Genomic DNA, 13,452 nt, shown 5'->3' on the forward strand with positions numbered 1-13,452 from the left:
TTCATAATCATTTGTTACTCTTAATTTTTAGCTCAACGTTAAAACTTTTTATATCAGAAACAAGCACTCCCTCAAATATGGAATCTTCAATTAGATATGAATTTTTTGGATTTAGCGACATAAAAGACATTTGAGCACCGCCAAAATTAATAAACTTACACTGAGAAAATGAGGTGCTTCCATCTGCAAAAAAGAAGTTAGTATTATTCCCATTAATAATAGAATTTTTAACATTTATTAGTCCTACTGCGCTCTGATAAGCATTATGCCTACCATTAAAATCCAATATTGATTTATTCACATATATTTTTGCGGTACTCTTATAATTTAAAAATGCCAAAGCGTCTCCAGCATCATTACCATCACTAAAGCCAACTTTCATAATGCAATTATCCAAATACATCACTGTTTTATCATTTAGTACATTAGCAATTCCAAAATTAAAATCTTTCATCTTAACATTCTCAATTTTAAATAACGTAACGGCGGTTTCTTCAACATGCAAACATTTTGCATATCCTTCTATGTCCAAATTCTCCAAATTTATTTTATAAGGAAATAAAGAAAATTCAAAAGTTAATGCCGATCTACTTCTTTTATTTTTTTGTTTCTTTCCTTTAAATATACAATCTGCAATTGTAATAACTGCATTTTTATTTACTTTGGCGTGATATATTGCATCACCAAAAGCGTCGTAATCACTACCATTTACAAAAGCGGTATACCCTCTTCCACCTACATTAATAAACTTACAATTTAAAATCTCACTAACAGACACCTCATGAATTCTTAAGCCGTAGCCTTGAATATTCCTAAATTCACAGTTACTTATTTTAACACTTTGCGCAATAAGTTGAGCTCCAACATAAATTGTTTGTTTATATGATGAAAATTGTTCTGTATGTTTTTCATTGATTCCATCGAAAACTAATCCTGATATATCTATTGATGTGTCGTTAAGTTCTTCTAGATTTTCAAATTCATCTATTGAATTCATGTTTCTTCCAATAGATAAAAAAACATTTTCTACAAATGCTGTTAATTTATAAGCGGAGCTACTATTAATAATTTCAGGCATGATAACAGCCTGATTTGAGATTATTTTAATTTTATCATGACTTGACAAATGAACTCTTATGGTCTTACTTAATTTATAACTAGCATTAGTGCGCGGTACATATAAAGTCTTTCCATATTTTATGCAGTAAGCTATTGCTTTTTCAAAAGAATCTGAATCGTTAGTAATACCATCACCAACTGCTCCAAAAAAGATAACAGAAACACTGTTTTTATCCACCTTTACATTTTCAACTTTGTTTTTACTAGATAGAGAGAATAAGGATAAAACACTATAAATAAGTATATTTAAAAACTTTAATTTCATTTTTTCATTAATAAAGTTAAAATATTTCTTCTAATATATTTGAGGTGTTCAAATTGCTTAAGAATGTAATACTTTTTATAATTTATTTGCCTTTTTTGATAAAGTGAATCGTAGCATTGTATAACTCCTAGGTGCATAGCTCTTAAATTTGAAGATAATCCTTTATCACCAAATGGCTTTTTAAATTCCACGTTTTGAGCACCTATATAATCTAATAAATAAACTTTGTTTTTATATGCTATATCTAACCATAAATAATAATCCTCGGCGTATCGCATATCTACATTAAACCCTCCACTTTCATAAAAACAGTCTTTATTTAAAATAACACATGGTGTCAAAAAATAGTTTTTCAAAAGCAGTTGCTCAAATGAAACAACTCCACTAAATTTAACATCTCCTGAAGAATATTTGGTTGCAACCATTTTGTAATTATTGTTTTCTTCCAAAAACTGTTTTGAAATCGATATGTGATCTTGATACCATTGATCATCACTATCTAAAAATGCTATGTGATTACTCATAGCAAGCATTACCCCTCTATTTCTAGCTGTCGATGGACCAGCGTTAGCCTGAATTTCAAGTACACATTTAATATTTGAGTTCGACATTTGAAAAGTTTCATTAATGATCGTTGTAGAGGCATCAATGCTCCCATCATCTATAACTATAATTTCATTTACATGTGCTGATTGAGAAAAAACAGAATCTAGGCACGCCTTAATTGTCTTTTCTGAATTAAAACATGGAATGATTACAGATATGCTTAATGAAGATTTCATATAATATTTTTGAGATTAACAGCTAGATTTTTTAAATTATTATTCACTTTAAAACGAGCCATATTATAATTGAAATTCGCTATCTCTTCCTTATGTTCACCACTTATAAGTTTGGTAATAATAATTTGTAGCTCATCCATAGTTTCACATAAAAAACCCATTGATCCATAGCTATCGAATAACCAATTAAAATAATCATTCTTAATTGAAATTATTGGAACGCCAAGTCTAATCGCTTCAAATATTGCTCCACTAGCACACAATTCATAGGCCTTGTTATCATAGAAAAACACAATAAAGTCTAATTTTAAAATTTCGCGCTCAAATTCTCTTTGTGAAACAAACGAATTTGGATACAATTTTTTTACAAGATTAGAATCATATTGATGAAGTTCTGGAAGTACTTTACCAATGGTTACAAAGTTGATTTTATTTTTAAGTATATCTTTCTTGAACCAACTTGCTAGTGCATATATATAATTAGAATTTTTAGACAACATTTGTGTTCCTATAGCACCTATTGTTATGATATTGCCATCTTTTGTCTTTATAGAATTCTCTGCTGTATAAAAATTGTAAGGATGTAAAAATGAATAGGTTCTTTTTAAAATTCTTTGCCCTATTTTAGGAGTTAAATTTTTTTTAATATTTTCTCCTAAAACTATATATTTAGTTCGTTTTGTACTTAGGTTGATAGCTACCCTTAAAATGAATCCAAATATAATTTCGCTTAAACGTTTGTTTTTAACTTTTAAATACTCAAGTTCTCCATGTAATATTATAATGTGATTGTTCTCATTTTGAAATAATTGGATAAAGTTTAAAAATAAATGTCCCGTGGGAAACAAACATGTCCATACATATAATTTACTTCCATCTAATTTCCCTCTTTTTAGAATTTTAATTATCTGTCTACACTCCCCAAATATCCTTCCTGCCCAATTAAATTCATTTTCATCATAAAATCCTTCAAAAGATAAAAATTCAACATGGCTTAAATTACTATTTAGTAAGCTTTCTTGAACGGCTTTTATATGTTTCTTTTCTCCGTTAAACTTTATTTGAGTGTTTGGGAAACTTAATGAGAACATTTCAACAAAACAACTATTTACTTGGAAATGAACTTCACCTGTATGGGCAACTTCACTAATTGTTATTAAATCTATCATTCAAGGTTTCGTTCTATTTTAATATCAAAAATCGAATTGTAAGGGACATAAAGTTCATAATAAGAATTAACTAATGCATTAAAACGAGCCCAAGAGAACAATAGCATCATAAAAAAAACAACTATCATCTTCTTTTTATCAGACTTAAAAAAATACATTGTATAGCCAATTAAAAAAATTTCAAATAACAGAAAAGGTACTGAAGCTCTAGCGAATACTGCTAAATCTTTTGCAAACAAAAAATATATTAAATTACCTATCATATAAAGATTAAAATAGCCCTCGAAATAAATAAACCGTCCCTTCGATTTGTTCTTTACATAAATAAAAATCGGAATTAATATAAATCTCTTTGTAACTCCTAATAAATATATCACGACGGTACCATTTGAGCTCGAAGGGTCACCATTATCTTGAATCAAATAATTATTTATTTTTGCACCTATAAAACCATCTATACCTAATGCTTTTAATATCAAGTCTAAAATAATACCTCCAATTCCTATTAACCCAAATGCTACACTTAATGCTGCAAAATAGTAAAATCTTTTATTACTTATTTTACTCCAATAGATATAATAAGCAAAAAAATATAATATAGAAGAATAATGTATAGAGGAAGCTAGAAAAACAAATAAAGTAAAAAATAATGGTTTTCGCTTTATAATAAAAATAGTGCTAAATAAGGTTAATGAAATAGCCAAATTTTGACGAACAGCGAAAATGTCGGCAAAATAATAACTATAGAATAATAAAATCAGTGTAAAAAAAAACTCTTTATGATATTTATAAAAATAGGAGAACTTCAGTGATATACATAAAAAAGAGAATATTGATAAAAACACAGAATAATTAGAAGTGAAGTCTCTTACAAAAGATAAAATCACGACAAAACCAGGCTCAAAATTTACAGCGTAAATTTCCGAAAAGTAATAAAATGAATCATAATAACTATCCCAGTCTGTACCTGTTTTCCAACGTAAACTGGCAAATGACCATAAAACTGTAAAAGTACAGATAGATCCTAAAAACAAAATTAATTTTCTGTTAAGTGGTGCTGTATAAATATAATCTGTAAAGCTAAATAAGACTAATAAAATAAATAAAACAATATAAGTTATCAATGACTAAATTTATTAAATATTAATTTAATATTAGGTAACATAAAAAAATTAAGAATCTATCCTTTAATTTGCAAACCTCTGAGCATTAAAGAAATTTTAAGTAATAGATAAAATGTCTTTTTTGGAAAATATTCTTTTACAACGCTTCCAAAAGAATGTCCATCTCCATAAATAACTTGCATTTCCTTTGAAATAAAATTTTTATAACCCAATTTAATTATTTCTGTATTAAATGGTATATGTTCGCAAATTGCTTCCTTTTCATTAATACAATTCGCCACAACTTTATATTTCAGATTGTAAATAGCCTTATAATTATAAACACTAACACCACCAAAAGCAGAAATGACGCTTACATTTTTATTTTTTTTTAGTTTACTCATAATACTTTCGAATGTTTTCATTAAAGAAAGTTGAGTATATGAAAAATTATCTTTCATAGGATATTCGTAAACGGCAAAAACATCATAAAATATTTTAGAATAAATGATATTAAAAGCTTTTCTCACACTTACACCATAACCGAAAATAGCTCCGACTTTACCTTCACACTTTGTAATTGAACTGAGAACTCCTTCAATAGAAAAAGACTCAATGTCAGCATCTATAATGATGACATTGTCAATATCAACCTCAATACCTTCAATATGTTTCAGATACATATTACGGTACATTGTCATTTTGTCAATTCTATGAAAGCTTACTAATGGTATTAGATCGTTATCTGATTGTTTAGGTATTGTTAAAGAACCAAAGTCCTGTGAAATTATTTTAATGCCTTTATTTTTGCCTTCCCATTCATTTAAAATATATTTCGTATTATCTTTACTATCATTTTCAATTACTACAACTTGAGACCATAAAAAATGAGATCTTAACTCATCTATAAGTTTCGTAATTGTATGCAAGTTCTTGTCACAATCCCTAGCCAAGGCTGCTATAACTATCTTTTTTTTATTCTTTATCATTTTTTTTTAGTAAAAAAACCTGTTTTTCTAATTTAGAATAATCATTCATAAAATTAATGAATGAAGAATAATACTGAATACCAGCGACAAATTTTATTGTTTTTAAAGTAAGAATAATTACTTTCTCAAATGAACCTTTTCTTGACTTTTGCACATTCGTAAAAGTTGAAAAGCCCTTAGATTTTATTCCTGTCAAAAGTCTTTGCTTTTTAAGACCAGTTCTAAACTTTCCTTCTGCAGAAAATGGATTATCATTAAAATATTCTTTTTGAGTTGCTCTAAATAATCTTCTATGTAGAGGAAGAATATTTTCTCCATCTTCAAATGAATTAAAAGAATAAGACATTTTAGAATATTGATTATATCCATTTTTATAAACTCCTTTAATATATTCATCAAATAATGGAATATACGAAGGATAGGTATCAGTATTGTATTTAGGATGCCTCCTGTTAATTAGTTTTGGCTTAAATGGGTCGAAACCTGAAAAATGAAAAAACAATAAAGGAAAAATTTCTTTAGATTCTAAGTTAGCTACATTATAACTTCCTTTTTCATCAATGATTAATTCTCTTTCATGAAGGTTCCATATAGCGGGATTGATGCCCATGTGATGGGTAATTAAAACATCATTAGGAAAAAAGGCGGGTATAAAATCCATCCATTTTTGATCAACGTGTAATGCATCAAATTTATCTGCATAACATTTATCTGCTAACCTATTCATCCACCAGTTTATAATTTTATTACCATTAACATTATTACTGATTGCAACAAATCCTAGGTTATAAATACCCACAAACAAAATTTCTTCTTCGGTAATTGAGCCCGTATATTCAGTTTGGATATTGCAATAATGAGGAGTTAAAACAATTGATTTTTCATCCAAATAATTAAAAACCACATCTAAAGGATTTGTAACGTAGATATCTGGATCAAGATACATCACCTTAGAATAACCTTCTGCAAACAATTTTTTAAAGCAAAATGGTTTTATAGAAGTTGAAAACTCAATGACATTATATTTAAAGGCCATTTGTTTCCAATTTGGAATCCAGGTATTGTTTAAGGTTATAATATCATCTACTAAATCCCCTGATTCATCTGATAAGAAAATAAAAAAATCACAATTGGGATTTCGTTTTTCGTAGGATTCTCTTAATGTAAATGCTTGCGCTAAATAATTTTTAGCACAAATTGTAAAAGCCACATTCTTCAACATATGTAATATCTTATTTAATTTTTACTGTTAAACCGTGAAATAAGCCTTTATAAATGGCCGTGATTTTGGAAAGCTTATCTTTTTCACCGATTAAAACTTTAATAGTTCTGTAAATAATATGCGTTTTTATGAGTGTTTTTTTATACGATTTTTGAAACAATGTGGGATAACGTCTCCAGATTAGTGAATGATTTTTAACGATGTGGTAAGTCCTAAAAGCGGAGTAGTTATCCGTCATAAACCCGAATGTAATTTTTGTTGGATAACCCACTTCGTGTAACAGAATTATTTCGGGAAAAATAATAGTACTCAACATATTTTTAGAAAAAATTCTGTAGCAAAATTCATAATCAACAGCGTCAATGAATAATTCTGTTTCAAATAGCCCACCCTTTTCAAACGTTTCCAAAGGAAATATAGAACCTGAAGTTATAGAATCAGATACTTTCACATACTGCTCATCCGATTCAATTAAAACGCTACCTCTATTGCTTATATTGGCACAAAAAATTCCAACATCACTAGCTAATGAATTCTCAATTAAATATTTAAATTTAGATAAGTGTCCCCTCTCGAAAGAGCTATCCTGATCTAACGTCAATATATGAGAATAATGATTACGCTGAGCCCATTTCACCCCTTCATTTAAAGCACCAGCAATTCCAATATTTTCTCCACTCCCTAGATATACTAACTTATTACCATACTTTTCCAATTCATTACGCACCGTATAAATATCTGAATTTTGATAAATAATTAATTGATCTACATCTTCGATTAATTCCCCTATATTGTATAATAATGATTTTATATCTGGTTCATAAACAACTATTACTGCAACTAATTTCATGAGTTAAGTTTTTTTTTAAAGTCTCATAACTATTTTAATAACTTCAATTTTAATTTTTTTATTTTAAGGCTTTGTCACAAGAAGACACAACAATTTGCAATCACTACACATAGTTTAACAAACTTCAAGGGATGACCTACACATTCATATTAAAAGGTAAACGAATAATTTGTCTTAAATAGATATAAATCTTTAATCAAATTCCATTATACTTATCATACATTTTCGTAAGGAATTATTAACTGTTATCTATTTTACTTCATTATAAACTCTAACAATATTTTCTGTAAATGCGTCATAAGAATATTTATTCATAGACTGACTTCTACATTCCTCTTTTATAAATTGTAATTCATCTGATGACTTATCTATTAATGATAAAATACCTCTACAAAAATCTTCACTATCTTTATATTTAGCGACGTAACCAGTACTCGAATTTAAAATATCGCATGCTGTACCCATTTCAAAAGCTACTGCTGGAGTACCACATAATAAAGACTGATTTAGCATCATTGGACCTGCATCTTGTATTGAAGGACTAAGAAAAATATCTGACATTGCATAGCAAACAGCTAACTGTTCAAATGATAAATAGCCTCTTTTATCAAGAGTAAATTCGGTGAGTTCAGGTAATTCGGAATCTTTACCTGCTATCAAAAGTATTATTTTGGGCACAAGCTCTGGTCGATTTACAGCAAGTAGTTGTAAAGCTTTAACAAGATAAGCATAACCTTTTCTTTCCTCATTAACTTGCATTGCACCAAAAAATAACACAATCTTACCAGAATATTTACTTTCACTTTTTAATTGTTCCTTATCTCGAGGTTTAAAAATATTTTCATCAATTATGGGATATATTTTGTCAATCTTCTTGAATAAACCAGTTTTAGCAGCAAAACTATTCATCCATGTATTACCCAAAAAAACTGAATTTACATTTTTTAATTTATCTTTCTTATATAAAAAATTTATACGCGTAGCATCATTTTCATTATTCGATAATAGACCTGGACAATTGCCACACGATGTACTGAGTTGTGTACATTCCCAAAAATAACTACAACCTCCAGTCATAGGAAACATGTCAGGCGAGATGAAAAGAATAGGTATCTGTAATTTTTCATAGATATCATAAATCGTTTTAGCTGTAATCATATTTTGCCAAAAGAAAACAATCACTACATCATATTCTATTTTGATTTGTTTAAGTATTTTTTTCGAACTTACAGAGGGGTTAGCATCATCAATGCCAAAAAAATGGTACTGCGGTAGTTCGACTCTTTTATACTCATTAGAAAAAATATTTCTTTTTAAACGTGTTATGGCATTTAGACCACGGTTTAATAAACGATCAAATTCACTATAAACTGCGAGATAACTAGAATTCCCTTTCAAACGATACTTTAAAAGCAAATTTACGTTATGTTTAATCAATAAAGCTTTATGCATGTCTAACACCATTTCAGATGCACCTTCAGGCATAAAACTACTAATTAATAAAATATTTAGCTTTTTATTTACTCCAGATTCCATATGCTTTATTATGTATTAATTTGTAAACTTGTATCGGCCCTACCCACGATATTAATAATGCTAAAAATACTTGTGATATAGCCACTCCGTTTAAGCCCCAAGTCTTACATAAATAAACGGTAAGCGGTATATTTAGTACTCCAACCGCAATTGAACAAATCAACTGCAATTTTATCTTGTTAAAGCCGTAGATTAAGGTTGAATGTAAAGAATTCCACATATTACAAATTTGCCAAATACCCATTAAAATTGTTAATTGAAAAGGAATTATGACTGAAGTACCAAACCATAAATTGTATAAAAAAGAAGAAATTAAAACTAGAATAATAGCTAATAAGACAAAAAAAGAAAAGCTAAAATATAATTTCTTTTTTACTACTTTCATCCACGCATAATCTTTAAGTACGCTAGCTTCAATAAAAGCACTCCACATGGGGGTCAATATTATAGTAAAACCCATTCCTAAAACAGACATGTATTTAAATGCTAAATTATAAATTGTTACATCCAGTGGAGAAAGTGTCTTCGTAATTATTATATTATTAGTTTCGTAATAAACAATTGCAATAATTTGCAAGACAAAAAACTTAATTCCTATTTTTAATAAATCACTAGTATATTTAAAGTTAACATCTTTAAAACTTGGTGTATATTTTTTTAGAGAAGTACTAAACAAATACACTGAGAATACGAGCAGCACAGAAGAGTTGACTCCTCCTAGCACCAAACTTAAATTAAAGAGCGAACCTGTAGTTGTTTTTGTTAAAATAATGATACCCCCTAAAATCAGTAATTGACTAATAACATTAATTACCGATGTGATAACAGGTTTTTGTATTGAATTTAAAATCGTATTTAATAACCCTAAAATAAATTGAAAAGCAAATGTAGTTAACACTATAAAAATAACAGGATATAATTCGATATTCTCTGTTGAACTAACATTTAAAAATGAATTCCAATTTACAAATTTTGATACAACAATAGCGATCAACCAAATGCTAATAATGATGAGCATCATAATAGCATAAGTTGTACTAACATAAATTTTAGCTAATTTTACATTTCCGTGCGCAACAGCTTCTACAAATTTATTTCTGAGACCATTTCCAAAACCAACATCAAAAAAACTCAGCCATCCAACAACCGATGAAATAGTCACCCAGACCCCATACTGATAGGGAGAAATATAATCAATTGTTAGAGGAACAACTACTAGACTTAAAATAATACTAACTCCTTTTAGAAAAAAAGAGCCAATTATGTTGGCCTGAATATTTTTTGATCTATCCTTGTTACTGAAATACTTATTGATGTAACCAAAACTAAATTTATTTAACATCAAATGCAGCGTTTACACATTTAGATATATTTATAGCATCTTTTTCCTCTAATTCGTAAAAGAGAGGCAAACGCAACAAACAGTCTGTAAATTTATCAGAGTTTGACAATACTCTTCCATCATGCTTGTGATAATAATACGGACTTGAATGAAGAGAAATATAATGAAAAACAGCATTGTAGCCGTTTTCTTTTAATTTTGCAATTAATATATTTCTATGTTCTATACTTGGCATTTCAATATAAAACATATGTCCGTTATTAGATGCATAATTCGGTAATAGTGGAAGCTTTACTAATTCATTAGCTATAATATTTTGATAATAGCAATCATGCAAAAACTTTCTCTTATCTTGTATTAGCGCTAGATTCTCAATTTGAGCCCACAGAAACGCGGCAATGATTTCCGAGGGTAGAAAAGACGAACCCGTATCTACCCAGCCGTACTTATTTACTTCTCCTCTGAAGAACTCAGCTCTATTCGTTCCCTTTTCCCAAACAATTTCAGCTCTACTGACAAATCTATCATCATTTATAGTTAGCATTCCTCCTTCGCCTGAAATAATATTTTTTGTTTCATGGAAAGAAAAAGCCGCAAGATGCCCAATTGAACCCAAGGCTCTTTTTATTCCATCTTTGCCCGTATAATAACTATCTATTGCCTGTGCAGCATCTTCAATAACTAATAAATTATACTTATGTGCTAATTCCATTATTTTGTCCATATCACAAGCGACTCCAGCATAATGAACTGGAACTATTGCCTTTGTCTTAGCCGTAATTAATGCTTCAATTTTATCCGCATCGATATTTGGATTATTCTCATAAGAATCAGCAAAAACAACTTTAGCTCCCTGACGCACAAAAGCTATTGCAGTAGAGACAAATGTAAAACTAGGAACTATAACTTCATCCCCGGGTTCGATATTAGCTAACATTGCAGCCATTTCCAGCGCATCTGTACAAGATGTGGTAAGCAAACTCTTTTTAAACCCATAAGTTTCTTCAAAGAATTTCTGACATTTTTGAGTGTATTTTCCATTCCCAGAAATTTTACCCGAATTTACCGCATCATAGATATAATGGGTTTCTTTCCCTGTTAAGAAAGGTTTATTAAATGGTATCATATATTTTATCTTATAAATCTACAGGGATTACCTACATACAATCCTGCACTTGTTATATTTTTAATCACTACAGCACCACCTCCTATTTGGGTTTTAGAAGTAATGGTAACGTTGTCTATAATTGTCGCATTAATTCCTATAATACAGGAATTCTCAACTTTGACAAATCCGGCCAATGCAACTCTAGGTGACAAAAAACAATGTTCCCCTATCGTTGTATCATGTGCTATCGTGCATCCTATATTAAGAATCGAGTTTTTTTCAATAACAACATTAGCGTCAACAATACATCGAGGATAAATAACACACCCAGCACCAACAATTGCCGACTCGTCAACCCAAGAGGATGAATGAATTATTTTTCCAAAAGGGATTACATCAATGAATCTATCAAATAATTCCTTTTTTTTAGTTAAATGATTATAACCTAAGGCTATGATCATTTCATCGAAAGATTTATTTGCAAATTCTTGCTCAATACGAATGCTATTACCCAAAATTTCAAAACCATCTCTTAGCTTATCTGATGTAAAATCATCAAAATAAACTATATTATCATAATGATGGTCTGCAACAGCATAATGTGCAATTTGCTGGCCAAGATGTCCAGAACCAAGTATAGCTAAAGTTTTACCCTTCATGAAAATTACGTGATTTTTTTTAATCTTGAATTAATTTTGTTTCCATTACTTTTCACTTAAATAATCTTATAGTATTAATTGTAGCACAAAAAAAATTATTGAGAACATTTAATAGTATAATAAGTTTTTATCAAATGAAAATCTTGTTTTTGTTAAAATCCACTTAACAAAAGAAAAGTCTCCATTAAATTAACAGATTAAAACTTTTTCGTCTGCTTGATAAATTAAATACCCAGAACGATCATTACTATTGGTTAACGATTTCAATTCACTATTTTGAATTTCTTTTTGAACTTCAAAATCATTATAACGCTCAAAATAAGACAATAAAGTTTTGCTTTCTTTAGATAAAAAATAAACTCCAGAATATTTTTCATTTAAAATAATTGGCCTCTCATATTTATTCATTGCAATATTTATTACACCACTTACAAAATCATAACCCGTTGATAGTTCTACTAAATTTGAACCTATAAAGTCCCCACCCATTCTTGCTCCAACTTCTATAACGAATACCTTTCCGTCCGCAGTAACTTTAAATTCCGAATGACTAGCACCATATTTAACATTCAAAGCATCTAAACATCGTAGTGTTTCCGCTTTAACTGTTTCAAGAATTGCACTTGGCAAACTAGACGGTTGATGATGTTCCAGCTCAACAAAGTGCGGAGCACCAGTGGTTACTTTATCTGTCACTGCAAGAATAGTATGACAACCTTGCCAAGAAATGCTCTCGACACTTACTTCAACTCCGTCTATATATTCCTCTATTAAAACCGTGTTGGATAACGACTCATTTCTAGCATATTCAATCGCTTTTACCAGCTCTTCCTTGGAATCAACTTTGGAAACTCCTCTACTACCCGATCGATCTGCTGGTTTAACAATTAAAGGAAAAGAAAAATCTTCAATATTAATTTCGTTCCATAAAACTTCAATAAACTTAGGGCTTGAACATTTAGCTTCAGAAAACGCCTTTCTCATCTCTAATTTATTGGTAGAAATTATAGCTGCAGCATAACTATTTGAAATTAACTGTAGTTTTTCGGCGACATAGCATATTGAGGGAACGGCGAGATCAGTAGCTATAGTAGTGATTCCGTCTATACCTATTTCTTCACACTTTTCTAAAATCAAATCTTTTTCCAATATTGAAATTGGGTAAAAAAAATCGGCTAAATCTTTTCCTACTGCTCCATCTTCCCAAGCAAAGCAATGTGTTTCTAAACCCATTTCTTTTGCTTTTAATATTAGTGGAACCTGTAAATAACTTGCTCCGATAATTGCAATTTTTTTTTTCATTTTAAT

Annotated in this window: 12 protein-coding genes; all 12 read right to left on the reverse strand. The window is 29.3% G+C overall.

The annotated features are described in order from the left end of the window. Nucleotides 1-7: 7 nt before the first annotated feature. Complete coding sequence (locus tag H603_RS0101750) at nucleotides 8-1,384, reverse strand: glycosyl hydrolase family 28-related protein (protein ID WP_026706969.1); 1,377 nt, start codon at nucleotides 1,382-1,384, stop codon at nucleotides 8-10. Next, nucleotides 1,381-2,166: a glycosyltransferase family 2 protein gene (locus tag H603_RS16265; RefSeq protein WP_051219091.1), complete on the reverse strand. Its 786-nt coding sequence runs from the start codon at nucleotides 2,164-2,166 to the stop codon at nucleotides 1,381-1,383. Before H603_RS16265 ends, H603_RS0101750 begins: the two co-directional genes overlap by 4 nt. Continuing rightward, nucleotides 2,163-3,335: a hypothetical protein gene (locus H603_RS0101760; protein ID WP_026706970.1), complete on the reverse strand. Its 1,173-nt coding sequence runs from the start codon at nucleotides 3,333-3,335 to the stop codon at nucleotides 2,163-2,165. Before H603_RS0101760 ends, H603_RS16265 begins: the two co-directional genes overlap by 4 nt. Beyond that, nucleotides 3,332-4,459 carry an EpsG family protein gene (locus tag H603_RS0101765; protein ID WP_026706971.1) on the reverse strand — a complete coding sequence of 376 codons (1,128 nt, stop codon included), beginning with the start codon at nucleotides 4,457-4,459 and terminating at the stop codon, nucleotides 3,332-3,334. Before H603_RS0101765 ends, H603_RS0101760 begins: the two co-directional genes overlap by 4 nt. Before the next feature lie 56 nt (nucleotides 4,460-4,515). Then, complete coding sequence (locus tag H603_RS0101770; protein WP_026706972.1) at nucleotides 4,516-5,427, reverse strand: hypothetical protein; 912 nt, start codon at nucleotides 5,425-5,427, stop codon at nucleotides 4,516-4,518. Further along, nucleotides 5,414-6,649: a hypothetical protein gene (locus H603_RS0101775; RefSeq protein WP_026706973.1), complete on the reverse strand. Its 1,236-nt coding sequence runs from the start codon at nucleotides 6,647-6,649 to the stop codon at nucleotides 5,414-5,416. Before H603_RS0101775 ends, H603_RS0101770 begins: the two co-directional genes overlap by 14 nt. A gap of 10 nt (nucleotides 6,650-6,659) precedes the next feature. Then, on the reverse strand, nucleotides 6,660-7,499 hold the full coding sequence (locus H603_RS0101780; RefSeq protein WP_026706974.1) for a glycosyltransferase: 840 nt from the start codon (nucleotides 7,497-7,499) through the stop codon (nucleotides 6,660-6,662). Nucleotides 7,500-7,748: 249 nt separating this feature from the next. Continuing rightward, nucleotides 7,749-9,035, reverse strand: a complete 1,287-nt coding sequence (locus H603_RS0101785) for a glycosyltransferase (protein ID WP_026706975.1) — start codon at nucleotides 9,033-9,035, stop codon at nucleotides 7,749-7,751. Further along, on the reverse strand, nucleotides 9,016-10,377 hold the full coding sequence (locus tag H603_RS0101790) for a lipopolysaccharide biosynthesis protein (protein WP_026706976.1): 1,362 nt from the start codon (nucleotides 10,375-10,377) through the stop codon (nucleotides 9,016-9,018). The genes H603_RS0101785 and H603_RS0101790 overlap by 20 nt, the downstream gene beginning before the upstream one ends. Further along, on the reverse strand, nucleotides 10,367-11,503 hold the full coding sequence (gene rffA, locus H603_RS0101795) for a dTDP-4-amino-4,6-dideoxygalactose transaminase (RefSeq protein WP_026706977.1): 1,137 nt from the start codon (nucleotides 11,501-11,503) through the stop codon (nucleotides 10,367-10,369). The genes H603_RS0101790 and rffA overlap by 11 nt, the downstream gene beginning before the upstream one ends. Nucleotides 11,504-11,508: 5 nt before the next feature. Next, a complete protein-coding gene (locus H603_RS0101800; RefSeq protein ID WP_035675130.1) occupies nucleotides 11,509-12,144 on the reverse strand; it encodes an acetyltransferase in 636 nt (211 codons plus the stop codon). Between the two features lie 189 nt (nucleotides 12,145-12,333). Next, entirely contained in the window at nucleotides 12,334-13,446 is a 1,113-nt protein-coding gene (locus H603_RS0101805; protein ID WP_026706979.1) for an ATP-grasp domain-containing protein, read from the reverse strand. Between the last annotated feature and the right edge of the window lie 6 nt (nucleotides 13,447-13,452).

Origin of the sequence: Flavobacterium frigidarium DSM 17623, assembly GCF_000425505.1 — a bacterium.
In the GTDB taxonomy this organism is placed as follows: Bacteria; Bacteroidota; Bacteroidia; order Flavobacteriales; family Flavobacteriaceae; genus Flavobacterium; species Flavobacterium frigidarium.

Excerpts from the sequence above, each read along its gene's own strand:
- H603_RS16265 (WP_051219091.1), bottom strand. The coding sequence starts at position 2,166 with ATGAAATCTTCATTAAGCATATCTGTAATCATTCCATGTTTTAATTCA.
- H603_RS0101790 (WP_026706976.1), bottom strand. The coding sequence starts at position 10,377 with ATGTTAAATAAATTTAGTTTTGGTTACATCAATAAGTATTTCAGTAAC.
- H603_RS0101800 (WP_035675130.1), bottom strand. The coding sequence starts at position 12,144 with ATGAAGGGTAAAACTTTAGCTATACTTGGTTCTGGACATCTTGGCCAG.
- H603_RS0101760 (WP_026706970.1), bottom strand. The coding sequence starts at position 3,335 with ATGATAGATTTAATAACAATTAGTGAAGTTGCCCATACAGGTGAAGTT.
- rffA (WP_026706977.1), bottom strand. The coding sequence starts at position 11,503 with ATGATACCATTTAATAAACCTTTCTTAACAGGGAAAGAAACCCATTAT.
- H603_RS0101775 (WP_026706973.1), bottom strand. The coding sequence starts at position 6,649 with ATGTTGAAGAATGTGGCTTTTACAATTTGTGCTAAAAATTATTTAGCG.
- H603_RS0101780 (WP_026706974.1), bottom strand. The coding sequence starts at position 7,499 with ATGAAATTAGTTGCAGTAATAGTTGTTTATGAACCAGATATAAAATCA.
- H603_RS0101750 (WP_026706969.1), bottom strand. The coding sequence starts at position 1,384 with ATGAAATTAAAGTTTTTAAATATACTTATTTATAGTGTTTTATCCTTA.
- H603_RS0101805 (WP_026706979.1), bottom strand. The coding sequence starts at position 13,446 with ATGAAAAAAAAAATTGCAATTATCGGAGCAAGTTATTTACAGGTTCCA.
- H603_RS0101770 (WP_026706972.1), bottom strand. The coding sequence starts at position 5,427 with ATGATAAAGAATAAAAAAAAGATAGTTATAGCAGCCTTGGCTAGGGAT.
- H603_RS0101785 (WP_026706975.1), bottom strand. The coding sequence starts at position 9,035 with ATGGAATCTGGAGTAAATAAAAAGCTAAATATTTTATTAATTAGTAGT.